Raw genomic sequence first — 19,261 nt, forward strand, 5'->3', positions numbered from 1 at the left:
CTTCCGCCGTTCCTCGCGCGTCCCGCGCGCCGCGGCGGAAGACGATCCACTGTTCGTACGGTCCTGGCTCACGCCACACGCGGACAACGAGAACGGCTCGCGGTTTCATGGGGAAACCAGGGCCTTCACGCTCAGGAGGAGCATGCCGACCACGGCAACCGCCGCCACGCGGCGCAAGAAGACGTCCCGACGTGACGATGAGGCGCCCCTCATCCCGATCCTCGCGCGCAAGGTGCGCGAGATCGAGGCGAAGTCGCAGCGAGGCAAGCTGGGCCCGACCAACCGGGTCAAGTTCCAGGTGATCGCGTTCCTGGTGCGCGAGGAGCGCGCCAGGGTGAAGGCCGACGCGGAGATCGGCGATCCCGCACGCGCCGAGCTGCTGAAGCGTCTGGACGGTGTCGCGACGATCCTCGCGAAGACCGCGGCACGCGACACCTCGCTCATCCAGCTGCTCGAGGCCGACCAGGCGACCTCGCCCGTCGCGAAGCGCATGCGCCGCGACTGGCTGCTCGAATCGGGGGCGGAGCTGCCTCCCGAGGAGCTCATCATCGCCGACGCCGCTCCCGTGCAGATATCGGTCGTGCCTGCCGCGATCGCGGAACGTCAGGTCACCCCGCCCTCCGTCGAGGCGCGACAGCTCGCGAATCCGTTCCTCGCGCCCGACCTCACCCCGCGTCCTGCGGCCACTCCGCGCCGCCGGCTCGACGGGTGGGAGCTCATGGGGCCGCTGTACAAGGCGTTCGAGACGGGCGCCGGTGGATCCGCCGCGTCCATGGAGCTGCCCCCGGCGCCCGAGTTCGACCACATCTCGCCCAAGGGTCTCGATGTCATGGTGCATCAGTCGCGCTTCCTCGAGGCCGTGCGCGCCGGGCACCGCAGCTTCCTCCTGGCGGACGAGCCCGGACTCGGCAAGACCGCGCAGTCCGTGCTCGCCGCGTCCGTCGCCGGGGCCTACCCGCTGCTGGCCGTCGTGCCGAACGTCGTGAAGATGAACTGGGCACGCGAGGTCGAGCGGTGGACGCCGCAGCGGCGGGCGACCGTGATCCAGGGCGATGGTGCCGACATCGACGCCTTCGCGGACGTCTTCATCGTCAACTACGAGATCCTCGACCGTCACCTCTCCTGGCTGGCCTCGATCGGTCTACGCGGCATGGTCGTCGACGAGGCGCACTTCATCAAGAACCTCTCCTCGCAGCGGTCCCAGAACGTGCTCTCCCTCGCCGCCCAGGTGCGCGAGCGCACACCGGGACACGATCCGCTCATGCTGGCCCTCACCGGGACACCGCTGATCAACGACGTCGAGGACTTCGACGCCATCTGGCGCTTCCTCGGCTGGACCAACGGAGAGAAGCCGGGCCCTGAGCTCATGGAGAAGCTCGACGCCACGGGCTTCACGCCCGCGGACAAGGCGTTCTACCCGGAAGCGAGGGACGCCGTCATCTCGATGGGCATCGTCCGGCGCAAGAAGAAGGACGTCGCGGCCGACCTGCCCGACAAGCTGATCGCCGACCTGCCCGTGCAGCTCGACGACGAGTTCGGACGCAGCATCCGTGAGGCGGAGCGGGAACTGGGCGAGCGACTCGCCGCCCGTTACCGGCGGATCATCGAGGCCCGCGGCGACCGCGGACTCGCACCGGGGGAGATCGACGACGACATCGTGCGCCTCGTCGCGCAGAACGAGCTCGAGGAGTCGAAGGCGGCCGGCACCGGGGGAGACAACGTCTTCACGATGGTCCGACGCATCGGCCAGGCGAAGGCTCAGCTCGCCGCGGACTACGCCGCACAGCTGCAGCGCTCGGTCGGCAAGGTGGTGTTCTTCGCGAAGCACATCGACGTGATGGACAAGGCGGAGGAGCACTTCGCCGCCGCCGGCATCCGTGCGGTCTCGATCCGCGGCGACCAGACGACCACCGCGCGGCAGCAGGCGATCGACGACTTCAACGGCGACCCCGACGTCGGAATCGCCGTCTGCTCGCTGACCGCGGCAGGTGTGGGGCTGAATCTGCAGGCGGCGTCGAACGTCGTCCTCGCGGAGCTTTCCTGGACGGCCGCGGAGCAGACCCAGGCGATCGACCGCGTCCACCGCATCGGACAGGGCGAGCCGGTGACCGCGTGGCGGATCATCGCGGCGCACACGATCGACACCAAGATCGCGGAGCTCATCGACCAGAAGCAGGGTCTCGCGGCGCGGGCACTCGACGGCGAGGCCGTCGAGGAGTCGGCAGGTGAGCCGGTCCAGCTGGCGGCTCTGATGCACCTGCTGCGTCAGGCGCTCGGGTCGGCCTGAGCGTCAAGAACGACGTTTCTTAACGTCCGTTCTGCGGCAAGATCGGCCGGGACCGCCAACTTCGTCGATTCGGTGGCCGGCGGCTGTCAAGATCGACGGTTTTCTCCGACGTCGAATAGCGCCGGGCGCGCCGGAGCGCTAGTGTCGATCGAAGGCAGCGTCGCCTTTCCCCCATCTCCTGAACGTCTGAAGGCACCAGCATGAAGATCGGCATCCTGACGAGCGGCGGCGACTGCCCCGGCCTCAACGCGGTCATCCGCGGCATCGTGCTCAAGGGCACGACTACGTACGATCTGGAGTTCGTCGGCATCCGAGACGGCTGGCGGGGCCTCGTCGACGGCGACTTCATGCCGCTGACGCGACACGAGGTGAAGGGCCTGTCGAAGGTCGGCGGCACGATCCTCGGCACGAGCCGCACGAACCCCTACGAGGGTGAGCGGGGCGGCGCGGAGAACATCGCCAAGACCCTGTACGGGCACAAGATCGACGGCGTCATCGCGATCGGCGGCGAAGGCACTTTGGCTGCCGCCGACCGCCTCGCCAAGGATGGGATCAAGGTCATCGGCGTCCCCAAGACGATCGACAACGACCTGCAGGCGACCGATTATTCGTTCGGCTTCGACACGGCCGTCAACATCGCCACCGATGCCATGGATCGCCTGCGCACCACGGGCGACTCGCACCAGCGCTGCATGGTCGCCGAGGTCATGGGCCGCCACGTGGGATGGATCGCGCTGCACGCCGGGATGGCCGCCGGCGCCCACGTGATCTGCATCCCCGAGGTGCCGATGTCCATCGAAGACATCACCGAGCTCGTCACCAGCGCCCACGACCGCGGACGTGCCCCGCTCGTCGTGGTCTCCGAGGGGTTCAAGCTTCTCGGAATGGAAGAGGCCTACAGCGACAAGGGCCTCGACGCCTTCAACCGGCCCCGGCTGGGCGGCATCGGCGATCTGCTCGCCCCGGAGATCGAGCGCATCACGGGCATCGAGACCCGCGCGACGATCCTCGGACACATCCAGCGCGGCGGATCGCCGTCCGCGTTCGACCGTGTGCTCGCCACGCGGCTCGGTCTGCATGCGGCTGACGCGATCGTCGACGGCGCCTGGGGACAGATGGTCGCGATGCAGGGCACCGACATCGTCCGTGTGCCCTTCGCCGACGCGCTGGGCGAGCTCAACACGGTGCCGCGCTACCGCTACGACGAGGCTGCCGCGCTCTTCGGCTGAGCTCTCGGCTGCGCGCACGTTCAGGCGTTCGGCCGCGCCGGGCCGCGCCGCTTCAGGCGTTCCGCTCGGTTCAGGCCGCGAGTTCAGGCGTTCCGCCCGGTTCAGGCCGTTCGTGCGGGAGAGTGCCTGATCTCGCTCGTCCGCCTGTTTCCGCGCGGCGGCGCCCTCCGCATTCTGCGCACCTGCGTGCCAGGGTTCAGGCCCGCGAGTTCAGGCGTTCCGCTCGGTTCAGGCCGTTCGCGCTGGAGAGTGCCTGATCTCGCTCGTCCGCCTGTTCATGCCGTGCTGGCAGGGGAGTGGAAGCACGGCGCGAAAGCGGGGCAAGTCAGCGCTTGCGGTGAAGACCCTGCGCCATCGCCGTCAGGATGGTGCGTTCGACATGGGGTGCGTCGTACATCACCTGCTGCGTATCGAACCGGAGGACCGTGTAGCCGCGCAGCGCGAGGCGGGCGTCTGCTCGCATGTCGCGCCTTCGGTCCGCGGCGGAGCTGTGATGGGCGTAGCCGTCGATCTGCACGCCGAGGCGGTCGCCGATCATGGCGTCGAGGGGATGCCCGTCGACCCAGACCTGCTGCCGCACCTCGACGCCGATCCCGCGCATGAGCGAGACGAACGTCGACTCCGGACCCGAGTCCGAGCGATCTCCGACGAGCGCGGAGATGCGGGACGCGGCGGACGAGCGCCACTTCACCTGCTCGAGGACGTCGAGGTCGACGGCTCCTCGACGCACCGCGGACTCCCAGATCGCCAGAGCATCCGGCAGGGGCAGACACCGCGCGACGTGGAAGAGCACGTTCAGGACCGGCTCGTCGGGGGATCGCGGGTGCACGGGGACAGGACCGCGGCCGCGGTGGACGATCACTCCGGAGGGGTCGAACCGCGATGCGCTGTGCGGGAGCGCGACGTGGACCTCATCCGTCCGGACCTCCCACAGCCCTTGCAACGCCGCGGCACTGACGCACGTCGCGCGGCCTCCGACGGAGGCTGCGGCCACACGCCGCGGATCGCAGTCGGGGGTGACGAGCCACGATCGGCGTACACGATGGAGTGCGCCCGCATCGACCGCGCGTCGGACCGCGTGATCACTGAAGCCCGAGAGGCGAGCGGCGGAGGAGTGGGCGGAGCCGCCTCGCGCGCGCACCCAGTCCTCGACCGTCGGCTTCGTCATCCGTCCAGCCTGCGCCCCGCGGGGATGTCGCCCGGGCGCCCCGCACGGGGTCTGGGGAAGCAATCACCGTCGACTGCACCGTGTAGGAGAGGTCGTGCCCACGCGACGCGCGCGTGGATCAGGCGAACACCCCGGATCAGGCGAACTGAGGCGAAAACTGCCTGATTCTGCGTGATCGCCTGATCCGGGGAGGGTGGGTGCAGGCGCGGGTCAGCGGGTGCAGGGGTCAGGCGTCGGCGAGGCCGAGCGTGTCGAGCAGCCAGGCCAGCTCGAACGCGCGCTCCTTCCAGGAGTTGTACCGTCCGCTCACGCCGCCGTGGCCCGCGACCATCTCGCACTTCAGCAGCACGTCCGAAGCCCCGGCCTCCCGCAGTCGAGCGACCCACTTGGCCGGCTCCACGTACAGCACGCGCGTGTCGTTGAGCGACGTCACCGCCAGGATGCGCGGATACGCGACGCCGTCCCGCACGTTCTCGTACGGCGTGTACGACTTCATGTACGCGTACACCTCCGCGTCGTGGAGCGGGTCGCCCCACTCGTCCCACTCGATCACGGTCAACGGGAGCGAGGGATCGAGGATCGTCGTCAGCGCATCCACGAACGGCACACCCGCCAGGATCCCGGCGAAGAGCTCGGGGGCGAGGTTGGCGACCGCCCCCATCAGCAGCCCGCCGGCGCTGCCGCCCTCAGCGACCATCCGGTCCGGCGCGGTGATCCCCGCCTCGACCAGGTGCTCGGCGCAGGCGACGAAGTCCGTGAAGGTGTTGCGCTTGTGGAGGAGCTTGCCGTCTTCGTACCACTGCCGCCCCATCTCGCCGCCTCCGCGCACATGCGCGACGGCGAACACGACGCCCCGGTCCAGCTCGGAGAGTCGTGCGACGGAGAACGCCGGATCGATGGAGTGCTCGTACGAGCCGTAGCCGTACAGGTGCAGGGGCCGCGCCTCGGAGCCGGGCTCTCCGAAGGAGCGCTTCCAGACGAGGGAGATCGGCACGCGCACGCCGTCGGATGCCACGGCCCAGTCGCGGCGCTGTCCGTACTCGGCGGGGTCGTAGCCGCCGAGCACGGGCACCTGCTTGCGCAGCACGAGCTCTCGCGTCGCGAGGTCGAGGTCGAGGTCGTACACGGTGCCCGGGGTGACGAACGAGGCGTAACCCAGGCGCAGGAAGGGGGAGTGCCACTCGGGGTTGCCGCTCACGCCCGCGGAGTACAGCGGCTCGTCGAACCGGAGTTCATCGACCGTGTCGGTGGAGTAGTCGAGCAGCCCGACGCGTTCGAGACCCTCGCTGCGGTACTCGACCGTCGCGTAGTCGCGGAAGGCGTCCACTCCGAGCAGGCGACGCCCCTGCTCGTGCGGGACGACCACATGCCGCTCGCCCTGCGGATCGGAGACGGATACCGAGACGAGCTCGAAGTCCAGGGCCTGGTCGTTGTGCAGGATCAGCAGGCGGTCCTCGCCGTCCACCACGGCATGATCGACCGCGTACTCGACGCCTTCCCGCCGTGGCCAGACGAGTCGCGGCTCGGCGGTCAGCTCGCCCGCCAGGTCGACGAGGTACTCCTCGCTCGTGATACTCGACCCGACCCCGATGACCAGGAACCGACGGCTGCGGGTGATCCCCGCCCCGAGCCAGAACTTCTCGTCCGGCTCATGGAAGAGCTTCACGTCGGAGGAGACCGGAGTGCCGAGCCGGTGCAGCCACAGCGTGTCCGGTCGCCACGCCTCATCGCGTGTCGTGTAGAGGACGCCGGTGCCGTCCGGCGTGAAGAACGCCCCGCCGGTGTTCGGGATCTCGTCGTCGAGGGTGGCGCCCGTGGTCAGGTCGCGTACGCGCACGGTGTACAGCTCGTCGCCCTCGAAGTCGGTCGACCACAGGAGCTTGGTCGCGTCGTCGGAGGTGTCGAAGGCGCCCAGCGAGAAGAACTCGTGCCCCTCGGCTTCGACGTTGCCGTCGAGGAGGATCTCCTCACCCGCGACGGGAACGTCCGGCTCGAGCCGCGGGGGTGTCCAGTCGTCCGCATCGGCGGCGGCGCGGCAGTGGATGCCGTATTGCGCGCCTTCCTCGGTGCGGCTGTAGTACCACCAGTCACCGCGGCGGGTCGGGACGGACAGGTCGGTCTCCTGCACGCGTCCTCTGATCTCCTGGAACAGCCGTTCCCTGAGGTCGGCGAGATGCGCGGTCTCGGCGTCGGTGTGGGCGTTCTCGGCCTCGAGGTGGGCGATGACCTCGTCCGAGTCCTTGGCCCTGAGCCACTCGTAGGGATCGTCGAAGGTGTCGCCGTGGTGCGTGCGGAGGGTGGAGCGGCGGTCTGCCGTGGGTGCGTCAGTCACCGTCTCACGCTATCCCAGGTCGAGTTGACCGGCACGGGGGAGGGTGGGAGGATTTACCGGGGCCGGTTAACGGAAGTCAAACCCACGGTGAACTCTTCGTTCAGCACGTCGACCACGTCGACACGTCCTTCGTCCTCAACGACCGAAAGCGAACGGTGGAAACCGCAGCCCTCATCGTCGTGCTTGTCATCGCGCTGGCACTCTTCTTCGACTTCACCAACGGCTTCCACGACACGGCGAACGCCATGGCGACGCCGATCGCGACGGGCGCCCTGAAGCCCAAGACCGCCGTCCTGCTCGCCGCGGTCCTGAACCTCGTCGGCGCGTTCCTGTCCACGGAGGTCTCGAAGACCATCTCCGGCGGCATCATCCGCGAGGACGCGATCCTCGACGCGGGGGCCGATCTGTTCCTGTCGCTGATCTTCGCGGGACTCATCGGCGCGATCACCTGGAACATGCTGACCTGGCTGCTCGGGCTTCCCTCGAGCTCCTCGCACGCCCTGTTCGGCGGCCTCATCGGTGCCACGCTCGTCGGTGCCGGGATGGGTGGGATCGACTTCGGGGCCGTGCTGTCCAAGATCGTGCTGCCCGCGCTCATCGCGCCCGTCACCGCGGGGATCATCGCGTTCGCGGCGACCAAGATCGCGTACTCGGTGACCCGTCGCTATGACGGCAAGCCCGACGGTCGCGACGGGTTCCGCTGGGGACAGATCTTCACCTCCTCGCTCGTCGCGCTCGCACACGGCACGAACGACGCGCAGAAGACGATGGGCGTGATCACCCTCGCGATGATCACGATCGGCTGGCAGTCGGGTGCTCACCACGAGCCCGAGCTGTGGGTCATCATCGCCTGTGCGTTCACGATCGCGCTCGGCACCTACCTCGGCGGATGGCGCATCATCCGCACCCTCGGCAAGGGCCTGACCGATGTCAAGCCCGCTCAGGGTTTCGCGGCGGAGAGCTCCACGGCAGCGACGATCCTCGCGTCGAGCGCTCTCGGCTTCGCCCTCTCGACGACGCAGGTCGCCTCCGGCTCGGTCATCGGCTCCGGTCTGGGGCGCCGCGGTTCCACGGTGCGCTGGCGGACCGCCGGCCGCATCGGCGTCGGCTGGCTGCTCACCCTTCCGGCGGCGGGCGGCGTCGGTGCGCTGGCTGCACTGCTGGTCGTGTGGCTCGGGAACTGGGGCGTGGCGATCGACGCCGTGCTGGCCCTGGCGATCATCCTCGGCCTCTTCATGCGCTCGCGCCGGAATGCCGTGACGCCGGCGAACGCCATGAGCGACGTCGCCGCGTCGGGCAGGGCGATCGAGCTTCCGGACACGCCCCCGCCCACGCGCCGACAGCTGCGCATCGAGCAGGCGAAGGCGGAGGCCAAAGCCCGCGCCGAGGCCCGCGAGAAGGTGAAGGCCCAGGCCAAGAAGGACGCGAAGGCGAAGGCCGAGAAGAAGGCTCAGGCCAAGGCGGGAGCCAAGGCGTCGAAGTCGTCGACGGGCGTGCCCGCTGAGCGGAACGGGGACTCGGAATGAACGTCGTGATCGACTGGCTCGCCTTCCTCCAGGTCTTCGTCGCGGCTCTCGTCGGAGCTGCTGCGATCGTCACGTTCTACGCCCTCGGGCTCCGACTGCTCGTGCGCAGCGGACATGCCCCCGTGGTGAGTCCGGCGGAGTTCACGGACGCGATCACCGTGATCACCGAGAAGGAGCTCAAGCGCGCCGAGAAGCAGGCGGCGAAGGCGGCTCGCAAGAGCCCGCTCACCGAGGGGCAGAAGAAGCTCGCCCTCGTGGGTGCGTACGCGTGCTTCGCGCTGTGCGCGGCGGCGGTCGTCGCCGGCATCCTGATGCTCGTGGTGGGGCACTGACGACGGCATCGTCCGCCGACGCCTGAGTCGGATGCGCAGCCCCCGGCGGAACGTCGCGGCGGACGCCTAGGCTGATGCCATGTCCGCAGGAAACGCTCCCTCGTACGTCTTCGGTCGTCATCGGCCCGCCTCGCACGTGCTCATCCATGTGAGCGACCCGCACTTCCTCGCGGGCGGCGCGCTCCTGGGCGGTCACTACGACGTCGAGGAGAACTTCTCCCGGACGCTGGAGGCGATCCGCGCGGTGCACCCGCATCCGGCGGCGATCGTGATCACGGGCGACCTCGCCGACCTGGGGGAGCCGGACGCCTATCGTCGGCTCCGCGCCGCGGTCGAGCCGGTCGCCGAAGAACTCGGGGCACCGGTGGTGTGGGTCGCCGGGAATCACGATGAGCGCCCGGCGCTGCGCGCCGAGCTGTGGGACCTGGCTCCGACGGAGGAACCCGTCACCGGGGTCTGGGACCTCGACGGCCTCCGACTCGTCGCCCTGGACACGAGCGTGCCCGGCTGGCACCACGGCGATCTCGACGACGGGCAGTTGACATGGCTGGCCGGCATCCTGTCCGAGCCGGCGCCGCACGGCACCCTCCTCGCGATGCATCACCCGCCGCTGCCCAGTCATCTCCCGCTCTTCGACATCCTGGAGCTGCGCCATCAGGATGAGCTCGCCGAGGTGATCCGCGGGACCGATGTCCGCGGGATCCTCGCGGGTCACCTGCACTACTCCTCGAACGGCACGTTCGCCGGAGTGCCGGTGAGCGTCGCGTCGGCCACCTGCTACACGATGAACGTCGCGCGGCCCTCCGCGGAGGTGAACGGCATGGACGCTGCTCAGGCCTTCCAGCTGGTGCACGTCTACCCTGACACGATCACGCACACGGTGGTTCCGGTGGTCGACGCCCCCACCGGCGACTTCTTCTCGGAGGAGTGGCTGGAGCGCATGGCGATGCTCACCCCGGAGGCGCGACTCGAGGCCTTCTCCCGCAAACCCGGACGGTGACCGGCGTAGACTGGGGACATCCCCCACCCTTCTCACCCGCCACGACCCACGAGGATGTGACATGGCTTCTGCCGCGCCTACCCTGACCCGCACCGAGACCGATTCGCTCGGGAGCATGGAGATTCCCGCCGACGCGTACTGGGGGATCCACACCGCCCGCGCCGATGCGAACTTCCCGATCACGAAGCGGCCCATCTCGGTGTATCCCGACCTCGTCGTGGGCCTCGCGATGGTCAAGCAGGCGAGCGCCAGGGCGAACCGCGAGATCGGCGTGCTGGACCCGGAACGGGCCGACCTGATCGACCGTGCCGCGCAACGCGTCATCGACGGCGAGTTCCACGAGCAGTTCACGGTCGGCGTCATCCAGGGTGGGGCCGGAACCTCGACCAACATGAACGCGAACGAGGTCATCACCAACATCGCGCTCGAGATGGCCGGCCGCGAGAAGGGCGACTACGCCTTCCTCTCGCCGATCGACCACACCAACCGCAGCCAGTCGACGAACGACGTCTATCCGACCGCAGTGAAGATCGGTCTGTCCCTGACGCTGCGTTCGCTGCTCGAGGAGCTCGATCTGCTGCGTCTGTCGTTCCTCGGCAAGTCGCGCGAGTTCCACGACGTGCTCAAGGTCGGACGCACCCAGCTGCAGGACGCCGTGCCGATGACGCTCGGGCAGGAGTTCAACGGCTTCGCCACGACCCTCGGCTACGACCACACGCGCCTCACCGAGAACGCCTCGCTGATGTTCGAGATCAACATGGGCGCCACGGCGATCGGCACGGGCATCACCACGCACCCCGGCTATGCTCCCGCCGTGCTCAAGCACCTGCGCGAGATCACCGGACTCGACCTGCGCACGGCGGGAGACCTCGTCGAGGCGACCAGCGACACCGGATCGTTCATGTCGTTCTCCTCGACGCTCAAGCGCAACGCGATGAAGCTGTCGAAGATCTGCAACGACCTCCGGCTGCTGTCGTCCGGTCCGCAGGCGGGTCTCGGCGAGATCAACCTCCCGGCTATGCAGGCGGGGTCGAGCATCATGCCGGGCAAGGTCAACCCGGTCATCCCGGAGGTCGTGAACCAGGTGGCGTTCGCCGTCGCCGGCGCCGACATGACCGTGACGATGGCGGCAGAGGCCGGTCAGCTGCAGCTGAACGCCTTCGAGCCGGTCATCGCGCACTCGATCTTCCAGTCGATCACCTGGATGCGTCAGGCGATGTGGACCCTGCGCGTCAACTGCGTCGACGGCATCACCGCCAACCGTGACCGCCTCGGGGCGATGGTGGGCGCATCCGTCGGCGTGATCACCGCGCTGACGCCGTTCATCGGCTACGCGGCCGCCGCCGCTCTCGCCAAGACGGCTCTGCTCACGAACCGGAGCGTCGCCGACCTCGTGGTCGAGGCGGGGCTGATGTCGCGCGACGAGGTCACCAAGCAGCTGTCGCCGGCGCGCCTGTCCGGGCTGGAGACCATCACCGCCGCCATCCCCGTGGTCACGCCCGAGGACCTCATCGAGATCTGACCGGGGGAGACGAGAAGGGGGGGACGGATGCTTCGGCATCCGTCCCCCCCTTCTGTCTGCGTCGTGCGTCAGTCCGTGATCCGGCAGTGCGTGGTGAGCTCGCCGATCCCGTCGATGCCGACCGTGACGGTCGAGTGATCGCGGAGGAAGATCTGCGGATCGCGTGAGTAGCCGGCACCGCCCGGGCTCCCGGTCGAGATGAGCGTGCCGGGCAGCAGGGTGAGCGACTGCGACAGGTGCGCGATCAGCTTGGCGACTGAGCGCACCATCTGGTCCGTGCTCGCGTCCTGAACGGTGTGACCGTCGACGACCGCCCAGATGTGCAGATCCTGCGGGTCGGCGATCTCATCCGCGGTCACGGCGAAGGGACCGGTGGGTGTGAAGCCGTCGAAGGACTTGCAGCGCGACCACTGCGCCTCGGAGAACTGGATGTTCCGCGCGGTGATGTCGTTGACGACGGTGTAGCCCCAGACATGCGAGAGGGCATCCGCCTCGGCGACGTCCTTGGCCGGCGTGCCGATGAGGACGCCGAGCTCGGCCTCGTAGTCGACGGCTTCGCTGAGGCTGCGCGGCCAGGACGTGGTCTGTTCGTGACCCGTCAGCGAGTTCGGCCAGAGGGTGAACACCGTCGGGGCTGCATCGGTCTTGAGCCCGAGCTCGCTCGAGTGCGCGGCGTAGTTGAGCCCGACGGCGAGAACCGCCGGGGGAGCGATCACGGCGGAAGCGAAGGACCAGTCGCCGAGCGGGTGCCGGTCCGCGGCGCCCTCGGCCACGGCGGAGCGGAGGCGCTCGAGCAGGGCGTCGCCTCCTTCGATGAGCTGCTGCAGCGTGGCAGGAGCATCGGTCACGAGGTCGGAGACGAGGATGGCGTCCGAGTCCTGCACCACGGCGAGAACCGCATGAGGGGAGTCAGGACGGCGCAGATGAGCGAACCGCATGCTTCTACGCTACCGGGTGGCGGGCGGTGAGCGGTTGGAGGACTCGGCCATACCCGTGCGGGCTCTGTTGTGCCGCCTAAGCTGTGGCTATGACTTTCGGAGGACCGCCCCCGCAGCAGCCGTCGCCGTACACGCCGCCGCCCGCGTCGCTTCAGGCCTCCCCGCCCGCGTACACGGCCGCGCCGTCGCCGACGTTCCCGACGGCACCGGCCCCCGCGACGGGCTACGCCTCCTCGCTCGCGCAGCCGACGCCGTACACACCGCCGGCACCGGTGGCTCCGGCCCCGGCGCCCTCGCTGCCCGCGCTGCCTGTCCCGACCAGGAAGGGCCGAACGGTCTCGCTGTGGCTGTTCGGGGTGCTGGGGTTCCTGCTGATCGCCCTCGTCGGCTATTTCGTGTGGGCACTCGGATCGGTGGCCTCGATCGTGGGACTGGTGCTCGCCCTGATCCCGCTGACTATCGTCTTCCTGGGCGTCCGCCTGATCGACCGCTGGGAACCGGAACCCAAGCGGCTCATCGCCTTCGCCATCGCATGGGGCGCGGTCGCCGCGGTGGGGCTCACCCTACTCGTGGACACCGCGCTGACCCTGCTGTTCGACATCCGCTCGGAGGAGTTCAGCGCCGTCGTGCAGGCCCCGATCGTGGAGGAGTTCTGGAAGGGGCTCGGCGTCTTCCTCATCTTCCTGCTCGCACGGCGGGCTTTCGACGGTCCGGTCGACGGCATCGTGTACGGAGCACTCGTGGGCGCGGGGTTCGCCTTCACCGAGAACATCCAGTACTTCGGCCTGAGTCTGATCGAGGGCGGCGGGGAGCAGCTCACGGTCACGTTCGTCGTCCGGGGGCTCCTGTCGCCGTTCGCGCACGCCATGTTCACGGCGATGACGGGTTTCGCGATCGGGCTCGTCGCCCGGCGGCACGGTTCTGCGGGGTCGGCTTTCGGGGCCGGGGCCGTGGGACTGATCGGGGCGATCCTGCTGCACGCGCTGTGGAACGGATCCGCCACGTTCGCGGACTTCTTCGGGCTCTATTTCACACTGCAGGTGCCGCTCTTCGTCGGATTCATCCTCGGCATCGTCGCCCTGCGACGGGAAGAGGCGAGACTCACCAGGGCACGACTGAGCGACTACGCGGCCGCCGGCTGGTTCACACCGGAGGAGGTCACGATGCTCGCGACTCCGGCGGGACGCAAGGTGGGCCTGGCGTGGGCCGCGCAGCTCCGGGGCGACCGGCGCCGGCTGATGCGTGCGTTCATCAAGGACGCGACGGAGCTCGCGTCCGTCCGACAGCGCGCGATCACCGGGCGTGACCCGCTGGCGGTGGACGACGAGCGGGCGCTGCTGATCCGCACGCGCGCTACGAGAGCGGCGCTGCTGGCCTACTGAGAGGTCCGTCCGGCAAGACTCAGCGCCCGGTGCTGCGGCGATGCCTGCGAGTCTCCCGGGCGCTGAGTTGATCTGTAATCAGGGTGCACCCGCCCGCTCGTGGGTGTCAAGAGCTTCTTCGACGGCGCAGGCCGGCGGTCGCCGGGGTGTTCGCTGTGAGCAGGTGCGTTCGCGTTGACCCGTTCCGGCGTGCTCGGGTTTGATGGAGGCATGACTGATCGCACAAAGCCTGAGTTCGATGCCCCCAGCGGCCCCGCTCCCGAGGAGCTCGTCATCCGCGACATCATCGAGGGTGATGGCGCCGAGGCGAAGCCCGGCGACACCGTCACCGTCCACTACGCCGGTGTCGAGTTCGACTCCGGCGAGGAGTTCGATTCGTCGTGGGGACGCGGCGAGACGATCCAGTTCCCGCTGCGCGGACTGATCCAGGGCTGGCAGGACGGCATCCCTGGCATGAAGGTCGGCGGCCGTCGTGAGCTCACCATCCCGCCGCACCTCGCATACGGACCCGCCGGCGGCGGACACTTCCTCTCCGGCAAGACGCTGATCTTCATCATCGATCTGGTGGCTGTCGGCTGAACCGAACCCCATCACGAGGCGCTCCTCTTCCCGTGAGAGGGGCGCCTCTGTCGTCCCGCGCAGAATATTGCTCGGCGCGGGAATACATGCGAATGAATGTAAGTTGTCACAGGGGTCGCGACCTTCGCGGCCCCTGTCCCTTTGCCGCCGCAGCGGCTGATCTCTCCGAAGGAGAACCCATGACCAGCATCGACATCCCCGGCTACCGTCCCGGCACCTGGGTCCTCGACCCTGCGCACAGCGAGGTCACGTTCAGCGTCCGTCACATGATGATCTCGAAGGTGCGCGGCACGTTCGGCGTGAAGAGCGCGACGCTGATCGCCCCCGAGAACCCGCTCGACGCCAAGGTCGAGGCGAGCGTCGACGTGACCTCGGTCGACACCAAGGACGAGGGGCGCGATGCCCACCTGCGCTCGGCCGACTTCTTCGACACCGAGAACTTCCCCACGATGGAGTTCGTCTCCACGGGAGCGCGCGCCGAGAAGGGCGAGCTCTTCGTCGACGGCGACCTGACGATCCGCGGCATCACGAAGCCAGTGACCTTCGAACTCGACTTCGGCGGCTTCGGCAGCGACCCGTGGGGCAACTACAAGGCCGGCGCCTCGGCGAAGACCGTGATCAACCGTGAGGACTTCGGCCTCACCTGGAACGCGGCGCTCGAGACCGGCGGCGTGCTCGTGGGCAAGGACGTCACGATCAGCCTCGACCTGCAGGGCGCCCTGCAGCAGGACTGAGCGGCAGGATCCCTCGAACCCCGGGCCCGTCAGGGCTCGGGGTTCTCTGCGTCGTAGTCGCGGAAGCGCCGGTTGCGCCGCGCGAGCAGGGCGACCAGGGAGATCACGAGGATGCCCCCGAGCAGCGGCGGGAACCACAGGGCGGTGAGGGTGGCGAGCGTGCCGGCGTAGAGTGCACCGACGCGAGGGCCGCCCGTCACCACGACGACGAAGAGTCCTTGCAGGCGACCGCGCATCGCGTCGGGCACCGCTGCCTGCATCATCGTGTTGCGGTAGATGGAGCTGACGTTGTCGGACGCCCCGGAGAGCGCGAGCGCGATGCACGCGGCGACGATCAGTCCGATGTTCGGGTCCTTCTCGCTCGCCGGTGTCGAGAACGCGCCGACCAGGAGCACCAGGCCGAACAGCAGGATGGCGGCTCCGTACGCCTCTACGGCGCGCGCGATGCCGCGCCCGTGCCAGCGGTACTGCACCACGCGCCCGGAGAGCAGGCTCGATGAGAAGGTGCCGACGGCGACCGCGGCCGTGAGGATCCCGGTGGTGAATGCGCCTCCGCCGAGGATCACGGTGCCGAGAGCAGGGAAGAGCACCAGGGGCTGGCCGAAGGTCATCGCGATGATGTCGATGATGTACTGCATCCGGATGTTGCCGGCTCGGCGCAGGAACCGCCAGCCGTCGACGAGAGAGGCGAACCCCGGCCGAACGACCTCGCCCTCGGGGCGGAGCGCGGGAAGCGTCCACAGCCCGAGGAACATCGACAGCATCAGTACGACATCGATCGTGTAGGTCCAGCCGTACCCCGTGAGCGCCACGAGGAGACCGGCGAGTGCCGGACCGGCCATGACGGTGAGGCCGAATGCCACACCGTTGAGGGCGGATGCGGCGGCGAGCATGCGGCGGGGGATGAGCCGGGGCACGATGGCGGTGCGCGTGGCCATGCCGACGGAGTTCGCTGCCGAGTTGACGATGCTCAGCGCGTAGAGCCACCAGATCGTCTCGGTGCCGGTCCACGTGAGGGTGGCGAGCAGGGCCGTCGAGGCGAACGTCACGGTCGCGGCGATCAGGGCGACGCGTCTGCGATCGAAGGCGTCGGCGAGCATGCCGCCGTAGAGCCCGGCGAGGATCATCGGGAGAAGGCCGGCGACCGCGATCATCGAGACGGCGAACGTGCTCCCGGTGAGCACGAACACGTGGAGCATGACGGTGACGATCGTCAGCTGGCCGCCGATGCCGGCGAGCGTGGAGCCGATCCACATGCGAGCGAAGGCGGGACTCGCCTTCAGCGGAGTGAGGTCGATCAGATGGCCGCGTCGGGTGCTCACCGGTCGATCTTCTTCTGCACATCCCGAGCCTAGTCGACCCATGCGAGGGCGAGACGGCACTGGTGTCCCGCCACGCGCGATTCGGCTGGTAGACTCGTCAGGTTGCCGTTCGATCGGCCGCGGATAAAGAGAGCTCACGCATCAGGCGTCGGGCGCCGCGCAACAAGCAGAGAGGGGATCGAATCTATGGCACTGGAAGCAGACGTCAAGAAGGCGATCATCGAAGAGTACGCGACGCACCCCGGTGACACCGGATCCCCCGAGGTGCAGGCCGCGATGCTGACGCAGCGCATCAAGGACCTCACCGAGCACCTGAAGGAGCACAAGCACGACCACCACTCGCGTCGTGGTCTGTTCCTGCTCGTGGGTCAGCGCCGTCGTCTGCTCGGCTACCTCCAGAGCGTCGACATCGAGCGTTACCGCTCGCTGATCGCACGCCTTGGTCTTCGCCGATAAGGCACCACGGACCCAGCGTTCAATCGCGCAGAACATTCTTGAGAAGGCCGCCCCACGGTGTGGGGCGGCCTTCGTCGTACCCGAGCGGGTAGCGATGCTGGTTGCCACCTGCCCGACTTTCCGATAGGAAAGTCGTAGGGCTTTCCACCTGGAAAGTGAGGGAGGTCGTCATGGAGCAGAAGCCGATCGAAGGTCAGGACGCTCTGGTGCCCCCGGACCCGGAGACCGCCCGGCGCTATCTCGAGACGGTGGAGGCGGTGGTGGACCGCCGCGACCGTGCCGTCGACCGACGCGCTCTCGCGCGACTGCAGATCGGCAACGCCGTGGTCATGGCGGCGTACTTCGTCGCCTTCGCGCTCGTCCTCCGGCAGGACGACGTGCTGGCGTCGCAGATCGTGCTGTTCACCCTCCTGGTCTGGGGGCAGCTGTCCACCGGGATGGCGCAGCGCACGGGCATGCAGTGGCGGATGACGCGTTCGCGGTGGCCGCTGCTGGTCGGCGGCGCAGCGATCGTCGTCGGGGCGCTCGTGGTGTTCGGGTTCGCGGCTCTGGATACGAGACTCCCCGTCGGGGTGGTGCTCATCCCGGCAGCCTTGGTGCTCGCCGGAGTGGGAGGGCACGGCGTCGTGCAGCTCAGACGGGCTGCGGGTGACCCGCGTCGTCCGCGTCCGGCTCCCCGTCCGTTGCCGCGCCGGCTTCGTTGGGGCACCGTCCTCGTCGGCGTCGCGTTCGCCGTGCTGACGATGCTCGCGGGATCGCCGGACGACGTGCTGAGGAGTGTCGTCACCCTGCTCGTGATGCTGTGCCTCGTGGCGTGGATCGCGGCCTCCGCCTCCGACCTCGGTCTCCCCGCTGTCGGCGCGTCCTGGCGTTGGCCGCACCTCACTGTCTTCTTCGTCGCCGCCTGCATACCCGTGGGCATCGTCCTGGGATCCGGAGCACTCGACAACGCGGGACTCGCCGGCGTGTGCGCCGGAGTCGGCGTGATCGCGTCCTTCATGGCTGTCTCCTTCGTCGCGGGGCATGGCGAACGTGCGTGAGTCCGCCTCCGCCCCACACCCGCGCACCCGGCTGGACGACAACTTCGCCTCGCCGATCCGGTTCTCCCTCATGGCCGGACTTGGCGACGGGATGGAGCTCGACTTCTCAGCCCTGCGCGAGATGCTGCAGTGCGGCGATTCCCCCCTGAGCAAGGCGATCGCGCACCTGCAGGCCGCCGGGTATGTGGTCGCGCGCAAGGGCACGGTCGGGGGGCGCTCGCGCACCTGGGTGCGTCCGACGAAGACGGGAAGTGATGCCTTCGCCGCGCACCTTCAGGCACTCCGCGAGATCGTCGCCCTCAGCGGCGGGGCGGAACTGTGACGTCCCTCAAGCGGTCGCGCTGACGAGGTCGGGGTGATGGATCGCGGCGACATCGGGGTGCGCACGAAGCCGAGACTTGAGCGCGTTCTCGCCGTAGGTCGCATGGATCGGGTTGCCGGGATCCTCGGTGACTCCGGTCGCCTGGGCAGCGAGGTCGGCGGGGAGCTCGAGTAGCGGCAGCTGCTGATCGAGCGCGGGGTTGAAGAAGAACGGGATCGAGATGCGCTCCTCCGGTGCCCGCGGTGAGATCACACGGTGGTTCGTGGCCTTGAGGTATCCGCCGGTGGCGTATTCCAGCAGCTCGCCGATGTTGACGACGAAGGCGCCGGGCACCGGGGGAGCAGAGACCCACTCGCCGTCACGCTCGACCTGGAGTCCGCCCTTGCCGGGCTCGACCCACAGCAGCGTCAGCACACCGGAATCCTTGTGCGCTCCGACGCCCTGCTGCGGTTCCGGCTCGTCCGTGCCCGGGTACCGCACGATCTTGATCAGAGTCGACGGATCGCGGAACGGCTCGTCGAAGTAGGTCTCGTCTGCGCCGAGCGTGACAGCCCAGGCGCGAAGAAGCTTGTGCGCGATCTCGGTCAGGGTGTCGTGCCATTCCGTGACGATCTCCTTCAGCTCCGGCTGGGCTGCAGGCCAGAGGTTGGGGCCGGTGAGCCGGTTGAAGGCGGGGCCGCCGTCGACGGGTTCGCGCTCGGGGCCGATGTCGATCTGCTCGCGCCAGTCGACCTTCCCCTGCGTCCGCTCGCCACCCACTCGCGTGTACCCGCGGAAGTGCGGACTGTTCACGTTCTCGATCGCGAGCTTGTCCTCTTCGGGCAGGGCGAAGAAGTCGAGCGCCGCCTGGTGCAGGCGCGCTTCGAGGTCGGGGGAGATCCCCGTGCCGGTGAGGTAGAAGAAGCCCACGTCGTGCGTCGCGGCGCGGAGGTCGTCGCGGAAACGAGCCGCGGCGTCGGGGCCTTCGTCGAGCTGGGACAGATCCAGGATGGGGAGCGAGAGTTCAGCCATGGACCGAGGCTACGTCGGAGGAGCGACCCGGTCATGCTCTGTTGCGCTCCATTACTTCCGGTCACGGTGTTCGAGACGGAG

Annotated in this window: 17 protein-coding genes; 12 read left to right on the forward strand and 5 right to left on the reverse strand. The window is 68.7% G+C overall.

The window, feature by feature from the left end:
- The first annotated feature begins 142 nt into the window (after positions 1-142).
- Both F6A08_RS09820 and F6A08_RS09825 read left to right on the forward strand, forming a co-directional pair.
- Complete coding sequence (locus tag F6A08_RS09820; protein WP_017203088.1) at positions 143-2,287, forward strand: DEAD/DEAH box helicase; 2,145 nt, start codon at positions 143-145, stop codon at positions 2,285-2,287.
- A 200-nt stretch (positions 2,288-2,487) separates the two neighbouring features.
- Positions 2,488-3,516: a 6-phosphofructokinase gene (locus tag F6A08_RS09825; RefSeq protein ID WP_017203087.1), complete on the forward strand. Its 1,029-nt coding sequence runs from the start codon at positions 2,488-2,490 to the stop codon at positions 3,514-3,516.
- Positions 3,517-3,841: 325 nt separating this feature from the next.
- On the opposite strand, the gene F6A08_RS09830 is transcribed toward F6A08_RS09825, so the two are convergent.
- Together F6A08_RS09830 and F6A08_RS09835 are read right to left on the reverse strand one after the other, a co-directional pair.
- A complete protein-coding gene (locus F6A08_RS09830; RefSeq protein WP_124895358.1) occupies positions 3,842-4,684 on the reverse strand; it encodes a DUF559 domain-containing protein in 843 nt (280 codons plus the stop codon).
- Positions 4,685-4,910: 226 nt separating this feature from the next.
- Positions 4,911-7,016, reverse strand: coding sequence for a S9 family peptidase (locus tag F6A08_RS09835; RefSeq protein WP_151459360.1), 2,106 nt, complete (start codon positions 7,014-7,016; stop codon positions 4,911-4,913).
- A 155-nt stretch (positions 7,017-7,171) separates the two neighbouring features.
- Here F6A08_RS09835 and F6A08_RS09840 point away from each other — a divergent pair, with 155 nt between their 5' ends.
- The 4 genes from F6A08_RS09840 (at position 7,172) to F6A08_RS09855 (ending at position 11,396) form a co-directional block, all read left to right on the forward strand.
- Positions 7,172-8,542 (forward strand): inorganic phosphate transporter, encoded by a 1,371-nt coding sequence (locus F6A08_RS09840; RefSeq protein WP_017203084.1) that lies wholly within the window; start codon positions 7,172-7,174, stop codon positions 8,540-8,542.
- Positions 8,539-8,874 (forward strand): hypothetical protein, encoded by a 336-nt coding sequence (locus tag F6A08_RS09845; protein WP_017203083.1) that lies wholly within the window; start codon positions 8,539-8,541, stop codon positions 8,872-8,874. Before F6A08_RS09840 ends, F6A08_RS09845 begins: the two co-directional genes overlap by 4 nt.
- 79 nt (positions 8,875-8,953) lie before the next feature.
- Positions 8,954-9,874 (forward strand): phosphodiesterase, encoded by a 921-nt coding sequence (locus tag F6A08_RS09850; RefSeq protein ID WP_151459361.1) that lies wholly within the window; start codon positions 8,954-8,956, stop codon positions 9,872-9,874.
- Positions 9,875-9,935: 61 nt separating this feature from the next.
- Complete coding sequence (locus F6A08_RS09855; RefSeq protein ID WP_124895361.1) at positions 9,936-11,396, forward strand: aspartate ammonia-lyase; 1,461 nt, start codon at positions 9,936-9,938, stop codon at positions 11,394-11,396.
- Positions 11,397-11,464: 68 nt separating this feature from the next.
- On the opposite strand, the gene F6A08_RS09860 is transcribed toward F6A08_RS09855, so the two are convergent.
- Complete coding sequence (locus F6A08_RS09860; RefSeq protein WP_124895362.1) at positions 11,465-12,334, reverse strand: fumarylacetoacetate hydrolase family protein; 870 nt, start codon at positions 12,332-12,334, stop codon at positions 11,465-11,467.
- A gap of 89 nt (positions 12,335-12,423) precedes the next feature.
- Here F6A08_RS09860 and F6A08_RS09865 point away from each other — a divergent pair, with 89 nt between their 5' ends.
- From F6A08_RS09865 to F6A08_RS09875, 3 genes are all read left to right on the forward strand, one after another.
- Positions 12,424-13,716, forward strand: a complete 1,293-nt coding sequence (locus F6A08_RS09865; RefSeq protein WP_225855802.1) for a PrsW family intramembrane metalloprotease — start codon at positions 12,424-12,426, stop codon at positions 13,714-13,716.
- A 210-nt stretch (positions 13,717-13,926) separates the two neighbouring features.
- A complete protein-coding gene (locus tag F6A08_RS09870) occupies positions 13,927-14,295 on the forward strand; it encodes an FKBP-type peptidyl-prolyl cis-trans isomerase (RefSeq protein WP_017203077.1) in 369 nt (122 codons plus the stop codon).
- A gap of 179 nt (positions 14,296-14,474) precedes the next feature.
- Complete coding sequence (locus F6A08_RS09875) at positions 14,475-15,029, forward strand: YceI family protein (protein ID WP_017203076.1); 555 nt, start codon at positions 14,475-14,477, stop codon at positions 15,027-15,029.
- Positions 15,030-15,058: 29 nt separating this feature from the next.
- Here F6A08_RS09875 and F6A08_RS09880 read toward each other — a convergent pair whose 3' ends face one another.
- Positions 15,059-16,351: an MFS transporter gene (locus F6A08_RS09880; RefSeq protein WP_124895363.1), complete on the reverse strand. Its 1,293-nt coding sequence runs from the start codon at positions 16,349-16,351 to the stop codon at positions 15,059-15,061.
- 186 nt (positions 16,352-16,537) lie between these two features.
- On the opposite strand from F6A08_RS09880, the gene rpsO reads away from it, so the two are divergent.
- The 3 genes from rpsO to F6A08_RS09895 all read left to right on the forward strand — a co-directional run bounded on the left by rpsO (position 16,538) and on the right by F6A08_RS09895 (position 18,169).
- On the forward strand, positions 16,538-16,807 hold the full coding sequence (gene rpsO, locus F6A08_RS09885) for a 30S ribosomal protein S15 (protein ID WP_017203073.1): 270 nt from the start codon (positions 16,538-16,540) through the stop codon (positions 16,805-16,807).
- Positions 16,808-16,977: 170 nt separating this feature from the next.
- Complete coding sequence (locus F6A08_RS09890) at positions 16,978-17,847, forward strand: hypothetical protein (RefSeq protein ID WP_151459362.1); 870 nt, start codon at positions 16,978-16,980, stop codon at positions 17,845-17,847.
- On the forward strand, positions 17,831-18,169 hold the full coding sequence (locus F6A08_RS09895) for a transcriptional regulator (RefSeq protein WP_124895365.1): 339 nt from the start codon (positions 17,831-17,833) through the stop codon (positions 18,167-18,169). The genes F6A08_RS09890 and F6A08_RS09895 overlap by 17 nt, the downstream gene beginning before the upstream one ends.
- A 6-nt stretch (positions 18,170-18,175) precedes the next feature.
- Here the strand turns inward: F6A08_RS09895 and F6A08_RS09900 are convergent, their stop codons facing one another.
- Positions 18,176-19,180 carry an isopenicillin N synthase family dioxygenase gene (locus F6A08_RS09900; protein WP_124895366.1) on the reverse strand — a complete coding sequence of 335 codons (1,005 nt, stop codon included), beginning with the start codon at positions 19,178-19,180 and terminating at the stop codon, positions 18,176-18,178.
- Positions 19,181-19,261 lie beyond the last annotated feature (81 nt).

The organism is Microbacterium algeriense (assembly GCF_008868005.1).
GTDB classification, from domain to species: domain Bacteria; phylum Actinomycetota; class Actinomycetes; order Actinomycetales; family Microbacteriaceae; genus Microbacterium; species Microbacterium algeriense.

Excerpts from the sequence above, each read along its gene's own strand:
- F6A08_RS09875 (WP_017203076.1), top strand. The coding sequence starts at position 14,475 with ATGACCAGCATCGACATCCCCGGCTACCGTCCCGGCACCTGGGTCCTC.
- F6A08_RS09850 (WP_151459361.1), top strand. The coding sequence starts at position 8,954 with ATGTCCGCAGGAAACGCTCCCTCGTACGTCTTCGGTCGTCATCGGCCC.
- rpsO (WP_017203073.1), top strand. The coding sequence starts at position 16,538 with ATGGCACTGGAAGCAGACGTCAAGAAGGCGATCATCGAAGAGTACGCG.
- F6A08_RS09870 (WP_017203077.1), top strand. The coding sequence starts at position 13,927 with ATGACTGATCGCACAAAGCCTGAGTTCGATGCCCCCAGCGGCCCCGCT.
- F6A08_RS09890 (WP_151459362.1), top strand. The coding sequence starts at position 16,978 with ATGGAGCAGAAGCCGATCGAAGGTCAGGACGCTCTGGTGCCCCCGGAC.
- F6A08_RS09900 (WP_124895366.1), bottom strand. The coding sequence starts at position 19,180 with ATGGCTGAACTCTCGCTCCCCATCCTGGATCTGTCCCAGCTCGACGAA.
- F6A08_RS09855 (WP_124895361.1), top strand. The coding sequence starts at position 9,936 with ATGGCTTCTGCCGCGCCTACCCTGACCCGCACCGAGACCGATTCGCTC.
- F6A08_RS09860 (WP_124895362.1), bottom strand. The coding sequence starts at position 12,334 with ATGCGGTTCGCTCATCTGCGCCGTCCTGACTCCCCTCATGCGGTTCTC.
- F6A08_RS09865 (WP_225855802.1), top strand. The coding sequence starts at position 12,424 with ATGACTTTCGGAGGACCGCCCCCGCAGCAGCCGTCGCCGTACACGCCG.
- F6A08_RS09895 (WP_124895365.1), top strand. The coding sequence starts at position 17,831 with ATGGCGAACGTGCGTGAGTCCGCCTCCGCCCCACACCCGCGCACCCGG.
- F6A08_RS09845 (WP_017203083.1), top strand. The coding sequence starts at position 8,539 with ATGAACGTCGTGATCGACTGGCTCGCCTTCCTCCAGGTCTTCGTCGCG.
- F6A08_RS09830 (WP_124895358.1), bottom strand. The coding sequence starts at position 4,684 with ATGACGAAGCCGACGGTCGAGGACTGGGTGCGCGCGCGAGGCGGCTCC.
- F6A08_RS09820 (WP_017203088.1), top strand. The coding sequence starts at position 143 with ATGCCGACCACGGCAACCGCCGCCACGCGGCGCAAGAAGACGTCCCGA.
- F6A08_RS09825 (WP_017203087.1), top strand. The coding sequence starts at position 2,488 with ATGAAGATCGGCATCCTGACGAGCGGCGGCGACTGCCCCGGCCTCAAC.